The sequence below is a fragment of the Pseudomonas sp. GXZC genome, from assembly GCF_026967615.1.
GTDB classification, from domain to species: Bacteria; Pseudomonadota; Gammaproteobacteria; order Pseudomonadales; family Pseudomonadaceae; genus Aquipseudomonas; species Aquipseudomonas azotoformans_A.
On the sequence record NZ_CP114115.1, the window covers coordinates 1,147,073 to 1,162,509 of the forward strand.

11 protein-coding genes are annotated in these 15,437 nt (G+C 61.1%); 4 read left to right on the top strand and 7 right to left on the bottom strand.

Going from position 1 to position 15,437, the window contains the following annotated elements; genetic code table 11:
* Positions 1–36 precede the first annotated feature (36 nt).
* The gene (locus OZ428_RS05375; RefSeq protein ID WP_269132844.1) at positions 37–1,578 is read left to right on the top strand and encodes an alkaline phosphatase D family protein; all 1,542 of its coding nucleotides are present in this window, start codon (positions 37–39) and stop codon (positions 1,576–1,578) included.
* A gap of 222 nt (positions 1,579–1,800) precedes the next feature.
* Here OZ428_RS05375 and OZ428_RS05380 read toward each other — a convergent pair whose 3' ends face one another.
* Together OZ428_RS05380 and OZ428_RS05385 are read right to left on the bottom strand one after the other, a co-directional pair.
* Complete coding sequence (locus OZ428_RS05380) at positions 1,801–4,326, bottom strand: sulfite reductase flavoprotein subunit alpha (RefSeq protein WP_269132845.1); 2,526 nt, start codon at positions 4,324–4,326, stop codon at positions 1,801–1,803.
* 136 nt (positions 4,327–4,462) lie between these two features.
* Positions 4,463–6,772, bottom strand: a complete 2,310-nt coding sequence (locus OZ428_RS05385; protein ID WP_269132846.1) for a TonB-dependent receptor — start codon at positions 6,770–6,772, stop codon at positions 4,463–4,465.
* Positions 6,773–6,976: 204 nt separating this feature from the next.
* On the opposite strand from OZ428_RS05385, the gene OZ428_RS05390 reads away from it, so the two are divergent.
* Together OZ428_RS05390 and OZ428_RS05395 are read left to right on the top strand one after the other, a co-directional pair.
* Positions 6,977–7,657 (top strand): Fe2+-dependent dioxygenase, encoded by a 681-nt coding sequence (locus OZ428_RS05390; protein ID WP_016976258.1) that lies wholly within the window; start codon positions 6,977–6,979, stop codon positions 7,655–7,657.
* A 1-nt stretch (position 7,658) separates the two neighbouring features.
* Positions 7,659–8,408: a tetratricopeptide repeat protein gene (locus OZ428_RS05395; protein ID WP_269132847.1), complete on the top strand. Its 750-nt coding sequence runs from the start codon at positions 7,659–7,661 to the stop codon at positions 8,406–8,408.
* A 49-nt stretch (positions 8,409–8,457) separates the two neighbouring features.
* Here the strand turns inward: OZ428_RS05395 and OZ428_RS05400 are convergent, their stop codons facing one another.
* The 5 genes from OZ428_RS05400 to OZ428_RS05420 form a co-directional block, all read right to left on the bottom strand.
* The gene (locus tag OZ428_RS05400) at positions 8,458–9,621 is read right to left on the bottom strand and encodes a type III PLP-dependent enzyme (RefSeq protein ID WP_010213203.1); all 1,164 of its coding nucleotides are present in this window, start codon (positions 9,619–9,621) and stop codon (positions 8,458–8,460) included.
* 447 nt (positions 9,622–10,068) lie between these two features.
* Complete coding sequence (locus OZ428_RS05405; RefSeq protein WP_003171711.1) at positions 10,069–11,226, bottom strand: osmoprotectant ABC transporter ATP-binding protein OsmV; 1,158 nt, start codon at positions 11,224–11,226, stop codon at positions 10,069–10,071.
* Positions 11,223–11,876, bottom strand: a complete 654-nt coding sequence (locus tag OZ428_RS05410; protein ID WP_010213201.1) for an ABC transporter permease — start codon at positions 11,874–11,876, stop codon at positions 11,223–11,225. Before OZ428_RS05410 ends, OZ428_RS05405 begins: the two co-directional genes overlap by 4 nt.
* A gap of 11 nt (positions 11,877–11,887) precedes the next feature.
* Positions 11,888–12,784, bottom strand: a complete 897-nt coding sequence (locus OZ428_RS05415) for a glycine betaine ABC transporter substrate-binding protein (protein WP_269132848.1) — start codon at positions 12,782–12,784, stop codon at positions 11,888–11,890.
* 9 nt (positions 12,785–12,793) lie between these two features.
* Positions 12,794–13,510, bottom strand: a complete 717-nt coding sequence (locus OZ428_RS05420; RefSeq protein ID WP_033903365.1) for an ABC transporter permease — start codon at positions 13,508–13,510, stop codon at positions 12,794–12,796.
* 331 nt (positions 13,511–13,841) lie between these two features.
* Between OZ428_RS05420 and OZ428_RS05425 the strand changes: the two genes are divergently transcribed.
* Positions 13,842–15,425 carry a peptide chain release factor 3 gene (locus OZ428_RS05425; protein ID WP_033903366.1) on the top strand — a complete coding sequence of 528 codons (1,584 nt, stop codon included), beginning with the start codon at positions 13,842–13,844 and terminating at the stop codon, positions 15,423–15,425.
* The last annotated feature ends 12 nt before the right edge of the window (positions 15,426–15,437 follow it).

Sequence of the window (15,437 nt, forward strand, 5' to 3'; positions counted from 1 at the left end):
TTTAGTGGCCCTTTTGATAATCAAGAGGGCACCTGCATGAGTCACTTCGATCTCGGCCGCCGCCGCGTGATGCAAGCCGTCGGCGCCGGCCTGTTGCTGCCGGGCCTGGCCCCGGCGGTGATCGCCTCTGTGAAGGACCGGCCGCAACTCACCGACGGCGTGCAGTCCGGCGACCTGCTCGGTGATCGCGCCATGATCTGGAGCCGCAGCGACCGCCCGGCCCGCATGGTGGTGGAGTGGGACACCCGAAGCGTCTTCAGCAACCCGCGTCGATTTGTTTCGCCCCTGGCCGACAACCGCACCGACTTTACCGCCCGCGTCGAACTCACTGGGCTGCCCGCCAACCAAGCGATTTTCTACCGCGTGCACTTCGAAGACGCACAGACCGGCGTTGCCAGCGAACCCTGGTTTGGCCACCTGCGCAGCGTGCCGCAACAGCGCCGCGATATTCGTTTTGTGTGGAGTGGCGACACCGTCGGCCAAGGCTTCGGCATCAACCCGGACATCGGCGGCATGCGCATCTACGAAGCCATGCGCCTGCGCCTGCCGGACTTCTTTATCCACAGCGGCGACACCATCTACGCCGACGGCCCAGTGCCGGCCCAACTGACGGTCGAAGACGGGCGCATCTGGCGCAACCTCACCACCGACGCCAAGAGCAAGGTGGCTGAAACCCTGGATGAATATCGCGGCAACTACCGCTACAACCTGATGGACGAAAACGTCCGTCGCTTCAACGCCGAAGTGCCGCAGATCTGGCAGTGGGACGACCATGAGGTGGTGAACAACTGGTCGCCAAGCAAGCAGTTGGATGAGCGTTACCAGGTCAAGGACATCAACACCTTGGTCGGCCGTGCGCGCCAGGCCTGGCTGGAATATTCACCGATGCGCCGGCAGAGCGCCGATGGCGGCGGGCGCATTTATCGCAAGCTCAGCTATGGGCCGTTGCTGGATGTGTTCGTGCTGGACATGCGCAGCTATCGCGGGCCGAACGATGACAACCTGGGCGCTGAAAAACCCTTCCTCGGCCGCGAGCAGTTGGATTGGCTCAAGCGTGAACTCAAGGGCTCGCAGGCGCAGTGGAAAGTCGTCGCCGCTGACATGCCGATTGGCCTGGGTGTGCCTGATGGCGAAGTGAGCCCCGGCGTGCCGCGCTGGGAAGCGATTGCCAACAACGACCCAGGCGCACCGCAAGGGCGTGAGCTGGAAATTGCCGAGCTGCTGGGCTTTTTAAGGGCGCAGAAGGTGCGTAACCATGTGTGGCTGACGGCGGATGTGCATTACTGCGCGGCACACCACTATCACCCGGATCGCGCGGCGTTCCAGGATTTCGAGCCGTTCTGGGAGTTTGTCGCCGGGCCGTTGAATGCGGGGAGTTTCGGGCCTAATCCGTTGGATAAGACCTTTGGGCCTGAGGTGGTGTTCGAAAAGGCGCCGCCGGCGCAGAACACCTCGCCATTCGCCGGTTTTCAGTTTTTTGGCGAGGTGAACATTGATGGGCAGACGGCGGAGTTGACCGTGATTTTGCGGGATCTGGATGGAGTGTCGGTCTTCGAACAAAAACTCCAACCCACCTGACTTGGAACGCAATCAACTGTGGGAGCTGGCAAGCCCTAACGCCAGTCAGTTAAGGGAAACGCTGTACCTGTGGCGAGGGAGCTTGCTCCCGTTGGACTGCGCAGCAGTCCCATTTTTGGGGCCGCTTCGCGACCCAACGGGAGCAAGCTCCCTCGCCACAGGTTCCTTTCTAGCCTTTAAACCTCTTAAATGACTGGCATTAGGGCAGTTTGATTGTTGTATTCAGTAGACGTCGCGGCGATAGCGACCTTGTTCGATCAACCGCTCCACGGCTTCACTGCCAAGGATGTCCACCAACGCCTGATCCACCCCAGTTGCCATCCCCTGCAGGCTCCCGCACACATAAATCGCCGCGCCGTCGCTCAGCCACTTACGCAGTACTTCGGCTGACTCCCGCAGGCGATCCTGCACGTAGATTTTTTCCTCCTGGTCGCGGGAAAACGCCAGGTCCAGCAGCGCCAGATCGCCACTGGCCAGCCAGCCTTGCAGTTCGTCCTGACAGAGGAAGTCATGCTTGATATTGCGCTCACCGAACAGCAGCCAGTTACGCTGCTGGCCGTCGGCAATGCGCGCCTTGAGCAAACTGCGCAGGCCGGCCAGGCCGGTGCCGTTGCCCAGCAGGATCAGCGGCACGGGTGCTTGCGGCAGGTGGAAGCCACTGTTGCGGCGCAGGCGCAGGCTGATGCTGGAGCCGAGGGCGGCATGTTCGGTGAGCCAGCCTGATCCCAGGCCCAGGCTGCCGTCGGGGTGGCGTTCCTGGCGCACGATCAATTCGAGTACGCCATCGCTGGCAATCGAGGCAATGGAGTATTCGCGCATGCCCAGCGGTACCAGCGCGTCCACCAGCGCCTGGGCATGCAGGCCGACCAGGTGGGCGCGATGCGTCGGCAGTTGGCGAGTGGCCAGGGCCTGGTCGAGGGTGTGCGCCATGCCGTCGATCAACACGCCGTCACTGCCGGCCAGGCCCAGGCCTTCGAGGAAGTGTTCGATGGCCCAAGGGCAGTTGCGCGGCAGCACTTCCACCAGGTCGCCGGCTTGCCAGCGTTGGGGTGACGAGGAGGTGAGGCCCAGCAAGTAGACATCGGCGCCTGCGCTGTCGCGGTTGAGCAGGGTGCGTTGGCTCAGCGTCCAGTTTTCGTATTGGGCGGTCGGCCAAGCGGCCGCCGGGGCGTGGCCGGTGAGCTGGCCGAGTTGTTGTTGCCAGTGCAACAGGGCGGCGGTGTCGCCGCTGTCGACTTCTACCGGAGCAAATAAAGCGTTGCCGCCCTGGTGGGTCAGCCAGAAATGCAGGCGCCGCGCGAAGCCGCAGAAGTGTTCGTATTGACGGTCGCCCAGAGCCAGGACCGAGTAGTTCAAGCCCTTTAGGGACAGGTCTTGGCCGAGCACGCTGCGCTCGAAACCGCGAGCACTGTCAGGGGCTTCGCCGTCGCCGAAGGTACTGACCACGAACAGCGCATTTTCCGACTGGCGCAGGTCATCCTGGCTGACGCTGCCCAGGGATTGCACCTTCACCGGCAAGCCAGCCGCCTGCAATTGGCCTGCTGTTCGCCACGCAAGCTGCTCGGCAAAACCGCTCTGGCTGGCAAAGCCGATCAGCCAGGCCGGGGCATCGCTGGCGTTGGCCGTGAGGCCTTTACGCGCATCACGCACCTGGCGTTTCTTGCGACGACGGTCCAGGTACAACAGCCAACCGGTGATAAAGAACAACGGCATCAGCACCGAGCTGACTGTGAGAATGATCCTTCCTGCCAGGCCGAAGTAGCTGCCGGTGTGCAGCGCGTAGACGCTGGTCAGCAGTTGTGAGCCGAGGGTCTTGCTGGCGTAGCGGTCGTGGGATTTCACCTCGCCGGTCGCCGGGTCCAGGTTGATCTGGTTCAACGCGCGGTCATGAGGCGAATTGTTTAGCAGGTAGTACACGGTGGCCGGTTGCCCGGCGACAGCTGGCATACGGATGTTGTAGGCACTCAAGCCGGGGCCGGCGTTGCTGTAGATGCTGCTCCAGATCGCATCGTAATTGGCCACGGGCGCCGGGCCTTCAGGCGCCGGGCCGCGTTTGCGCACCCGTTCATTTTGTGGGGCGTCGGACAACAGTTTAGTCAGGCCCTGGCTGTACCAGTCGTAGGACCAATACAACCCGGTCAGTGCCGACAGCAGATACGCCAACAGGCACCAGGTACCGAACACCGAGTGCAGGTCCCAGTTGAAGGCACGGCCTTTTTTACGCCAGTCCAAGGTCAGCCAAGCACGCCAGCTTGCCACCTGGCGCGGCCAGCGCAGGTACAACCCGGACAGGCAGAAGAACACCAGGATCAGCGTGCACGCGCCGGTGATGTTGCGCCCGGTATCGCCCATCACCAGGAAACGGTGGAATTGCAGCAGGAAGCCGAAAACCTCCTGGCCGACCACGTCGCCCATGTAGTCGCCGGTGTAGGGATCGAAATAGCGCAACTGGCCACGGCGTTCGCCGGGCGGCGGGGTGAAGAACACGCGGGCGGCGTTGCCGCTTTCGCTCTCCACGAACAGCATGGCCACGGTCTGGCCTTCGGTGGCTTCCAACTTGCGCACCAGCTCGGCGGGCGGCAATACACCGGCTTCGCGTTTTTCCACGGTCAGTACGCTCGGGTTGAGCGCCCGTAGGATTTCATCCTGAAACGAGACCGCAGCCCCGGTGATCCCCATCAAGGCCAGCACCAGCCCGGCGGTAATGCCGAAGAACCAGTGCAACTGGAACAGGGTTTTCTTCAACACGTCTGACCGCCTCGTCTATCCGGATATGTAGGGCACGGCGCGCATTATGCCGTGGCTTGTCGAGAAACATTCTGTTTTACACGCAAAAGCCCCACGCATCCGATGCGTGGGGCTTTTTGCTGCGTGGTGTGGCTGTTTAGAAGTGGAAGCTGGTGGACAACAGGGCCGTACGGCCGGCCGCCTGGTTGGCGAAGTGCGACGCGTAGGCCTTGTCGTAATAGGTCTTGTCGGTCAGGTTCTGCACGTTCAGTTGCAGGTCGACGTTCTTGGTCAGCTTGTAGCTGGCCATGGCGTCGTAGCGGGTGTAGGACGGCACGTACACGGTGTTGGCCGCATCGCCGTAAACCTGGTCGACGTAGAACGCGCCGCCACCGATGGTCAGCTTCGGGGTGACGTCATAGGTGGTCCACAGGCTGAACGAGTTCTCTGGAGTGTTGGGCATCTGATTGCCTTTGTTGGAACCCGCCTGCACGACACCCTGGCGGTTGCCGTTCTTGCCAGGGTCAACCAGCTCGGCTTTCAGGTAGCTGTAGCCGGCGAACACTTGCCATTTGTCCGTGATCTTGCCGCTGGCGGACAACTCCAGGCCGTCTACGCGGGATTCGCCTGCGGTTTGGTAGGTGTTGGAATCCACCAGGATGCGGGTGTTTTTCTTCTCGGTACGGAACACCGCAGCCGACAGCGACAGGCGGTTGTGGAACAGGTCCCACTTGGTGCCCAGTTCGTAGTTGACGGTTTCTTCTGGCTTGAGGTCGCTGGTGTTGATGCCGGTCGGAATCGCGTTGTTGTCCACGCCTTCACCCACCAGGCCGCCGGCCGGCGAGGCCGAGGTGGCGTAGGAGGTGTAGATGCTGCCGTTATCCAGTGGTTTCCAGACCAGGCCGGCCTGCCAGTTGAAGAACTGGCTGTCGTCCTTGACCTTGCTGCGCGCCTTAACGGTGGACGTCGGCACGGCATTGGTATTGGCTTCGGTGTCGAAGGTGTCGTAGCGCAGGCCTACGTTCAGCAGCCATTTCGGGTCGAGTTCGATGGTGTCGAACACATACGCGGCGCGGCTGGTGGCCTTGGTGTTGGTGCCCATGTAGTTACGGGCGATGGAGCCGTTCCAGGCGTCATCCGGGTTCGGGTTGCCCAGCGAAGTGCACTGGCCGCCAAGGCTGCCGGCAGCCACGGTGCAGCCGCCGGTTGGGTTGCTGTTCGGGGTGACGGTGTAGCCGCTGACACGGGTTTCTTCACCGGTGAATTCCAGGCCGGTGGAGTAGCTGTGCTTGAAGCCCAGGGCCTGGAAGCTGCCGAACAGGTCGGTCTGGTTGGTGGTGGTCGTGGTGGTGGACACGCGGGTGTTGGCCCGACGCCATACCGTGCCGAAGCGATTGACGTTGCGCTGGCTGTCATCCGGCTGGGTCAGCACGTAATCCTGGCCGGTGCTGCCGTGGCGCAGGGTGTTTTTCAGGGTCATGTTGTCGTTCAGGTCGTGCTCGACGGAGATCGTGCTGATGTCGGCGCGGGTCTTGCGGAAGTCGCGGCTCTTGAGACCGTAGAAGTTGTTGCTGTCGCCGCCGTCATTGGGTTTGTCATGCACGTGGGCGGTGGCGGTCGACGAGCTGTAGCCGTAGGGAATGCCCGAGTCCGGCAGGTCGTTGCTTTCCATGTGGTAGTAGCTGAGGTTGACGCGGGTCGGGGTGCCTAGGCCAAACGTCAGCGACGGGGCGACACCCCAGCGGTCGTAATTGATCGCGTCGCGACCGGCGACGTTCTGTTCGTGGCTCATCAGGTTCAGGCGGAACGCGGCGCTGTCGTCGAGGAACTGACGGTTCACGTCGAGCACATAGCGGCGGGTCTGGTCGGAACCATAGGTGAAGCCGCCGTTGGTGAAGTCCCGCGCTTGTGGGGTCTTGCTCACCAGGTTGAGGCTGCCGCCAGCCGAGCCACGGCCGCCGAACGACGAGTTCGGGCCCTTGCTGACTTCGATCGATTCGATGTCGAAGATCTCACGGCTCTGGCCGCCCGTGTCGCGCACGCCGTCCAGGTAGGTGTCGCCCTGGGCGTCAAAACCACGGATGAACGGGCGGTCGCCCTGGGGATTGCCGCCTTCACCGGCGCCGAACGTGATGCCCGGTACGGTGCGCAAGGCGTCCTGCAGCGAGGTGGCGGCGGTGTCCTTGAGCACTTGTTGCGGCACCACGGTGACGGAACGCGGTGTATCCACCAGCGGCGCGGTGTATTTCTGCGACGAGGCTTTTTCGACCTGGTAGGAGGTGTTGTCCTGTTCTTCGCCGGTAATGCTGGTGGCGCCCAGGGAGATGCTGTTGCGCTGGCCTTTTTGTTCAGTGTCTTCGGCCGCTTGCGCCAGATGGGCGACAGAGCTGGCGCTGAGGGCAACGCCGATGGCCGAAGCCAGCATGCGTGGTGAACTGGCAGGTATTTTTGTAGTGGTGCGCGACATGACGTGTCCTTTCCCCAAGGATGTGAGGCCGCGGAATATAGTGTTAACAAGTATTTCTATCAATTGCGATACATTGCTAATTGCACTGAATTTACATTCTTTACACTTTTTGCTTACGGTTTTTACGAACTCATCCGTCCCGACGTTTTACAGGGCGGATAAGAATCAATACCATTGGCGCCTCTCTGAATTCAGGTATTGCCCATGCTGCTGCACATCCCCGGCCTGTTCTCTCGTGAGGAAGTGCAGCGCATTCGCCAGGCCCTGGAAACCGCCGATTGGGCCGACGGTAAAATCACTGCTGGACACCAGTCCGCCAAGGCCAAGCACAACCTGCAATTGCCTGAAGGCCACCCATTGGCCAAGGAAATCGGCGCGGCGATGCTGGAACGTTTGTGGCAGAACCCGTTGTTTATGTCGGCGGCGTTACCGCACAAGGTCTTCCCGCCGTTGCTCAATTGCTACACCGCCGGCGGCAGTTTCGACTTTCACATCGACAACGCCGTACGCCAGCCCAAAGGCAGCCACGAGCGCGTGCGCACCGATTTGTCATCCACCTTGTTTTTCAGCGACCCCGATGAATACGACGGCGGCGAGCTGGAGATCCAGGACACCTTTGGCCTGCAGCGTGTGAAGTTGCCGGCCGGCGACATGGTGCTGTACCCCGGTTCCAGCCTGCACAAAGTCAACGCCGTGACGCGCGGCGCGCGCTACGCCTCATTCTTCTGGACCCAAAGCCTGGTGCGCGAAGACAGCCAGCGCACCCTGCTGTTCGAGATGGACGGGGCGATCCAGCAACTGAGCGCCGATGTGCCAGACCACCCGGCACTGATCCAGCTCACCGGCACCTACCACAACCTGTTGCGCCGCTGGGTCGAGGTCTGACATGGGCTTCTTGTTGCGCCGTGAAGAAGTGCTCAACGTCGAGCAACTGCAAAGCATGCTCGATGATTCCCCCGTGCGCGCCGCCCAGGCGATCCTGGTGGCGGCAAAGGAGGGTGTAGTAGACGCCCAGGCGTTGCTCGGGCAGATCCTCTTGGATGGCCGTGGCATTACGCGGGATGAAGCGCTGGCGTTGCGCTGGTTCCAGATCGCGGCCCAGGGTGGGCACTTGATGGCGCGCAATATGGCCGGGCGTTGTTTGGAACATGGCTGGGGTGGTGCGGCGGATGAAACGGCAGCGGCGCGAGAGTACCGTTTGGCCGCCGAGGCCGGTTTGGATTGGGCGCAATACAACTACGCCAACCTGTTGGCGACCGGACGCGGTATTGCCGAAGACCAGCAACAAGCGCTGAGCCTGTACCGCCAGGCAGCGGAACAAGGCCATGCCAAGTCGATGAACCTGCTGGGGCGTTATCTGGAAGACGGTCGCTTCTGTGGGCAGGATCTGGAGGCGGCGGTGGACTGGTATCGGCGCTCGGCCGAAGGCGGCGATTTTCGCGGGCAGTTCAGCTATGCGGCGGTGTTGGCCGACAGGGGGCAAATCGACGCGGCGCTGGAGTGGTTGCGCAAAGCGTTGGCGGGGGGGAATCTGAAGTTTTTGCGCACGGCGCACCAGGCGCTCTCAGCGGCGAGCGACCCGCAAATCAGAGCAATGGCAGAGGCCTACCGTGAGCGCGCAGGCAGCCTTTCTTAAGGCGTAAAAAAACCCATGAATTGTCATGGGTTTTTTAGCTGCAGCCGTTTTACACGTAGAAGGATTTCAGTGGCGGAAAGCCATTGAACTCAACCGCGCTGTAGCTGGTGGTGTACGCACCGGTCGACAACCAGTACAGACGATCACCAATCGCCAGGTTCAGCGGCAGGCCGTACTTGTAGTTCTCGTACATGATGTCGGCGCTGTCGCAGGTTGGGCCGGCAATGACCACTTCTTCCATCTCGCCTTTCTTCTCGGTCCAGATCGGGAACTTGATAGCTTCGTCCATGGTTTCGATCAGGCCGGAGAACTTGCCCACATCCGTGTACACCCAACGCTCGACGGCGGTACGGGATTTACGCGCCACCAACACCACTTCGCTGACCAGGATACCGGCGTTGGCAATCAACGAACGGCCCGGCTCCAGGATGATTTCCGGTAGGTCGTCGCCGAAGTCTTCCTTGAGGAAACGGATGATTTCTTCAGCGTAGGTTTCCAGGCTGTTGGTGCGGGTGATGTAGTTGGCCGGGAAGCCGCCACCCATGTTGATCAGCTTGAGATGGATGCCGTCTTCTTCCTTCAGGCGCTCGAAGATCACTTTGACCTTGGCGATCGCCGCGTCCCACACGCTGATGTCGCGCTGTTGTGAACCCACGTGGAACGAGATGCCGTAAGGCACCAGGCCAAGGTCACGGGCCAGGATCAGCAGGTCCATGGCCATGTCGGTCTGGCAGCCGAATTTGCGCGACAAAGGCCAGTCAGCCGTGGTCGAACCTTCGGTGAGGATACGTACATACACTTTCGAACCCGGCGCGGCCTTGGCGATGTTGCGCAGGTCGGCTTCGGAGTCGGTGGAGAACAGGCGCACGCCTTTCTCGTAGAAGTAGCGGATGTCCTTGGACTTCTTGATGGTGTTGCCGTAGCTGATGCGGTCGGCGCTGACGCCACGGTCCATCACTTTATCCAGCTCGTAGATCGAGGCGATGTCGAAGCTCGAACCCTTTTCTTTGAGCAGGTCGATGATCTCGACAGCCGGGTTGGCTTTGACCGCGTAATACACCTTGGCGAATTCGAAACCGGCGCGCAGGTCATCGTAGGCCTGGCTGATCATCGCGGTGTCGATCACCACGAACGGGGTTTCTTGCTTGTCGGCGAACGCCTTCATTTTGTCAAAAGTGGCGCGCGCGAAATAATCTTCGACGTTGATCGACATGCTGGGAACTCCTAAGGGCAAACTAAATTGATCAATGGGTGCAAATGAACGTCCTCCGTATCCCCACTTTGGTTCGCCTACTTCCCAAGGCATGTCGCCGAAAGCAAAAAGGCCATGGGAATAACCGCTTCCCTTGGCCTTGCTGTCTCGTCGTCAGTACTTGAGCCGGATGGATCGTTTCCAGCATGGACGTTCGGCGCGAACTTTAGGGCGTGAGGGGCTTGAGATCAACTAAAAATGTCGCGTTTTTGCACGCGTTCGTCGCGCGAACCCGTGCAGCTACTTATGTAACCGACAGGTGTGACGGAATGATGTTCCCCGGAGGGGGCAAATCAGAGGGATTTGTGGTGCCTTCATCGCGGGCAAGCCCGGCTCCCACAGGGACTGCATTCCAACAGATGAATGCAGTCCATTGTGGGAGCCGGGCTTGCCCGCGATAGCGGTCTATCAGGCGAGTGCAGTCTCGGCAGGCGAGACGATGCTGGTCTTACCCCCACGCGACTTACCCGAGCTCAGATACTCAGCAATCGACTCCTGCGTCACCTCACCCAGGAACACCCGCTCCGCATCCATCACCGGCAACCACGAACGGTTGAACTCGTACATGCGCGACAGCAGGATGCGCAGATGCTCGTCATACGCCGCCGTGGCGTTGAACTCGCGCAGGTACTGGCCGCAGGTGCCGGTCTGACGGTGCAGGTCGCGACGTCGTACATAACCCAGCGCCTTGTTCTCGGCACAGGTGACCACCACGTAGCGACGGTCATGCTCGTCCATCAGCTCCAGCGCGTCTGCCACTGGCGTTTCCGGGCTCACCGAAGGGGCATTGTCCGCCGCGTCTTCGGCCTTCACCAGCAACAGGCGCTTGAGGGTGCTGTCCTGGCCCACGAAGTTGCTGACAAACTCGTCGGCCGGGTGCGCCAGCAGGGTGTCCGGATGATCGATCTGCAGCAGCTTGCCGGCACGGAAGATCGCGATCTTGTCGCCCAGCTTGATCGCTTCGTCGATGTCGTGGCTGACCATGATCACGGTCTTGTTCAGCGCACGCTGCATCTCGAAGAATTCGTTCTGGATCATTTCGCGGTTGATCGGGTCGACCGCGCCGAACGGTTCATCCATCAACAGCAACGGCGCGTCGGCCGCCAGGGCTCGGATCACGCCGATCCGCTGTTGTTGGCCGCCCGACAATTCACGTGGGTAGCGGTGCAAATACTGCTTGGGTTCCAGCTTGATCATGCTCATCAACTCGCGGGCGCGGTCGTGGCATTTTTGCTTGTCCCAGCCGAGCAATTTCGGCACCACCACGATGTTTTCCTCGATGGTCATGTTCGGGAACAGGCCGATCTGCTGGATCACATAACCGATGTTGCGACGCAGGGTGACTTCGTCGAGGTCGGTGGTGTCTTCGCCGTTGATCAGGATCTTGCCCGAGGTGGGCTTGATCAGGCGGTTGATCATCTTCAGCGTGGTGCTTTTGCCGCAGCCCGACGGGCCGAGGAACACGCAAATCTCGCCTTCATTGACGGTCAGGCTTACATCGTTCACGGCGGTGACAGTCTTGCCGTTGCTTTGGAAGGTCTTGGACAGGTTTTGAAGTTCGATCATTTGAGCAATCCTTTTGGAGTCAGCGAGCGTTGCAGCCATTGCAAGAGCAGGTCGGCAAAAATGGCCAGGAGACTGACCAGCACGGCGCCGACGATCAGCATCGACATGTCGCTGCGGCTGATGGAAGCCAGAATAAGTACACCCAGGCCACCGGCACCGATGGTGGCGGCGATGGTCATCACACCGATATTCATCACCACGGCGGTGCGTACACCGGCGAGGATCACCGGCACGGCGATGGGCAGTTCGACCATGCGCAAGCGCTGGCCGAAGGTCATGCCGATGCCGCGTGCGGCTTCGCGGATACCCGGCTCCACACCCGTGAGGGCGAGGTAGGTGTTACGCATGATCGGCAGCAGGGAGTAGAGGAACACGGCGGTGATCGCCGGCATCGGCCCCAGGCCCTGGCCGAACTTGGAGTAGAACGGCAGCAGCAGGCCGAACAGGGCGATGGACGGCACGGTCAGCAGCACCGTGGCGCTGGCTTGCAGCGGGCCGGCAAGCGTCGGGAAGCGCGTCATCAGGATGCCCAGGGGCACGCCGATCAGGATCGCGAGGATCACGGCGATGCCGACCAGGGTGATGTGTTGTCCGGTCAGTTGTAGGACTTGGGCCCAATCAAGATGGGAAAAGGCGTTCAGGAATTCCATGTCTTCTCCTCTTATTGATTGATCGGATGTTGGCGCAGGAAGTCGGCGGCAACCGCGGAGGGGCTTTCATGGTCGACGTCGACCCGCGCGTTCAACTGGCGCATGGTTTCGTCGTCGAACAGCTCGGCCAATGGCTTGAGGTCAGCGGCCAGTTCCGGGTGCGCGTCGAGATACACCTGACGCACCACGGGCGCGGCGGTGTAGTCCGGGAAGTAGTGCTTGTCGTCTGCCAGCAGCTTCAGTTTGAAGGCGTTCAGGCGACCGTCGGTGGTGTAGACCAAACCGGCAAACACCTGGCCATTACGCAGCGCGGTGTAGACCAGGCCGGCGTCCATCTGCCGGGTGTTTTTGCGGGTCAGGTTCATGTCGTACAGCTTGACCATGCCGGCCAGGCCGTCGGAACGGTTGGCGAACTCGGTGTCCAGGGCCACCAGGCGGTTGCTCTTGGCATCTTGCTCGACGGCCAGGGTCAGGTCGCTGATGCTGTTGATCTCGGGATGCTCAGCGGCAACCTTCTCCGGCAGCGCCAGGGCGTAGGTGTTGCTGAAGCGCGACGGGGAGAGCCAGACCAGGCCTTTTTTCGCGTCGAGTTCTTTCACCCGAGCGTAGGACTGTTCGCTGTCGAGCTTCTCGTCGACGTGGTTGTAGGCCACCAACGACACGCCGGTGTATTCCCAGATCAGGTCCAGTTGCCCGCTTTCCTGGGCACTGCGCGCCAGGTTGCTGCCCAGGCCGCCGGTCACGCGGGTGTCATAGCCCTTGGTGCGCAGGTACTGGGAGGTGATTTCGGCCAGCAGGGTCTGTTCGGTGAACACCCGGGCGCCGATGCGGATGACGGGTTTTTCAGCGGCTTGCGCAAAACCTGCGCACAGCAGGACGCAGCTCAGTATCAGTGTCAGCTTTTTCATGTCGGCTCCTTAAGACGCACGCAACCCGCGTTCCAGCCAGAGGCGGCTGGCCAGTGTCACCAAGCCGTCGAGCAGCAAGGCCAGCAACGCGGTACACGCGGCGCCGAGCAGCAATTGCGGCTGATTGTTCAGGGCGATACCAGGGAAGATCAGGCTGCCCAGGCTGTTGGCGCCGATCAGGAACGCCAGCGGCGCGGTACCGACGTTGATCGCCAGGGCCACGCGCACGCCACCGATGATGATCGGCACGGCGTTGGGCAATTCCACGCGAAACAGCACCTGGCGTGGCGTCATGCCAATGCCGGTGGCCGCTTCTTTCAGCGAGCCTTGAACGTTTTTCAGGCCTTCGTAGGTATTGCGCACGATAGGCAGGAGGGAGGCGAGGAACAGCGCGAAGATCGCCGGGCCGCTGCCGATGCCGAGGACGCCGAGGGCGATGGCCAGTACGGCCAGGGGAGGGACGGTGTTGCCGATGTTGAAGATCTGCATGAAGCGTTCTGCGCGCCCGACCATGTGCGGTCGGCTGAGCAGGATACCGGCGGGGATGCCCACAACGAGGGCCGCCAGCATGGAGACAAGAACGAGGATCAGGTGAGCTTGCAGGTAAAACAACAAATCGTCGCGGTACAGTTCGATCGTGTTGATGCCGATCCAGTGGACCAGCAGGGCCAGGAGGGCGACGACAACCGCTCCTCCTATCAGCCCTTTGCCATAGCGAATAGCCACAGGCGGACTCCTTTTTTCTTTTGTCGGCGAACACATTTCCGAGCGGCAATGCCATTCCTGGCTGTCGGCGAATGAGTTCGCGAAAAGCAGCTCGCCGATACCGGCAACGCGGTATGCGATCGAGCCATGAGCGCAGCCTCGTCAGGCTAACTTGCTGATTTATCAGCCCCTGTTCCGAGTGCGGTAGCAGGGGAGTGGACGTCTCGACCTTTTAAAAGGTTCCATACTTGGCAGCATTTAGCCACCCCTAATCGGGTGAACGGTGGTCCGGCAGCCGGGGTTTGCGCTATACTCGCCGCCCTTTTTTGACTCACCTGCCAGGCGATTTCCCATGACCCACCAGGCCGCCGAAGTCGCGAAACGCCGCACTTTCGCCATTATTTCCCACCCCGATGCCGGTAAAACCACCATCACCGAGAAGCTCCTGCTGATGGGCAAGGCAATCGCGGTGGCCGGCACGGTGAAATCCCGCAAATCCGACCGCCATGCCACCTCCGACTGGATGGAAATGGAAAAACAACGGGGTATTTCCATTACCACGTCGGTCATGCAGTTCCCGTATCGCGACCACATGGTCAACCTGCTCGACACTCCGGGCCACGAAGACTTCTCCGAAGACACCTACCGCACCCTGACTGCGGTGGACTCGGCGCTGATGGTCCTCGACGGCGGTAAAGGCGTCGAGCCACGTACCATCGCCCTGATGGACGTGTGCCGTCTGCGTGACACGCCGATCGTCAGCTTCATCAACAAACTCGACCGCGACATCCGCGACCCGATCGAGCTGTTGGACGAAATCGAAGCCGTGCTGAAGATCAAGGCCGCGCCGATCACCTGGCCGATCGGTTGCTACCGCGACTTCAAGGGCGTGTACCACCTGGCGGAGGACTACATCATTGTCTACACCGCCGGCCACGGTCATGAGCGCACCGAAACCAAGATCATCGAGAAACTCGACTCCGACGAAGCCCGCGCCCACCTGGGTGACGAGTACGACCGTTTCGTCGACCAGCTGGAACTGGTGCAGGGCGCCTGCCATGAGTTCAACCAGCAGGAATTCCTCGACGGTCAGCTGACCCCGGTGTTCTTCGGTACCGCCCTGGGCAACTTTGGTGTCGACCATGTGCTCGACGCCGTGGTGGATTGGGCCCCACGCCCACTGGCCCGTGTTGCCAACGAGCGCACCGTGGAACCGGTTGAAGAAAAATTCACCGGCTTCGTGTTCAAGATCCAGGCGAACATGGACCCAAAACACCGCGACCGCATCGCCTTCATGCGCATCTGCTCCGGCAAATACGAAAAAGGCATGAAGATGCGCCACGTGCGCACCGGCAAGGACGTCCGCATCGGCGATGCCCTGACGTTCTTCTCCTCCGAGCGTGAACAGCTCGAAGAAGCCTACGCCGGCGATATCATCGGCCTGCACAACCACGGCACTATCCAGATCGGCGACACCTTCACCGAAGGCGAAGCCCTGGGCTTCACCGGTATCCCGCACTTCGCCCCGGAACTGTTCCGCCGCGTCCGCCTGCGTGATCCGCTCAAATCCAAGCAACTGCGCCAAGGCTTGCAGCAACTCGCGGAAGAGGGCGCCACCCAGGTGTTCTTCCCCGAGCGCAGCAACGACATCATCCTCGGCGCCGTCGGTGTGCTGCAGTTCGATGTGGTCGCCAGCCGCTTGAAAGAGGAATACAAGGTTGAGTGCTCCTACGAGCCGATCACCGTGTACTCCGCGCGCTGGATCGATTGCAGCGATAAGAAGAAGTTGGAAGAGTTCTCCAACAAGGCTGTGGAAAACCTCGCGGTCGACGGCGGTGGTCACTTGACCTACCTGGCGCCGACCCGGGTTAACCTGGCGCTGATGGAAGAGCGCTGGCCGGATGTGAAATTCCGTGCGACCCGCGAGCACCATTAAGGTCTGAGCGGT

What these genes read in the sequence shown, in the direction of transcription:
- OZ428_RS05375 (WP_269132844.1), top strand. Translation starts at nt 37, where the DNA reads ATGAGTCACTTCGATCTCGGCCGCCGCCGCGTGATGCAAGCCGTCGGC.
- OZ428_RS05385 (WP_269132846.1), bottom strand. Translation starts at nt 6,772, where the DNA reads ATGTCGCGCACCACTACAAAAATACCTGCCAGTTCACCACGCATGCTG.
- OZ428_RS05390 (WP_016976258.1), top strand. Translation starts at nt 6,977, where the DNA reads ATGCTGCTGCACATCCCCGGCCTGTTCTCTCGTGAGGAAGTGCAGCGC.
- OZ428_RS05395 (WP_269132847.1), top strand. Translation starts at nt 7,659, where the DNA reads ATGGGCTTCTTGTTGCGCCGTGAAGAAGTGCTCAACGTCGAGCAACTG.
- OZ428_RS05400 (WP_010213203.1), bottom strand. Translation starts at nt 9,621, where the DNA reads ATGTCGATCAACGTCGAAGATTATTTCGCGCGCGCCACTTTTGACAAA.
- OZ428_RS05405 (WP_003171711.1), bottom strand. Translation starts at nt 11,226, where the DNA reads ATGATCGAACTTCAAAACCTGTCCAAGACCTTCCAAAGCAACGGCAAG.
- OZ428_RS05410 (WP_010213201.1), bottom strand. Translation starts at nt 11,876, where the DNA reads ATGGAATTCCTGAACGCCTTTTCCCATCTTGATTGGGCCCAAGTCCTA.
- OZ428_RS05415 (WP_269132848.1), bottom strand. Translation starts at nt 12,784, where the DNA reads ATGAAAAAGCTGACACTGATACTGAGCTGCGTCCTGCTGTGCGCAGGT.
- OZ428_RS05425 (WP_033903366.1), top strand. Translation starts at nt 13,842, where the DNA reads ATGACCCACCAGGCCGCCGAAGTCGCGAAACGCCGCACTTTCGCCATT.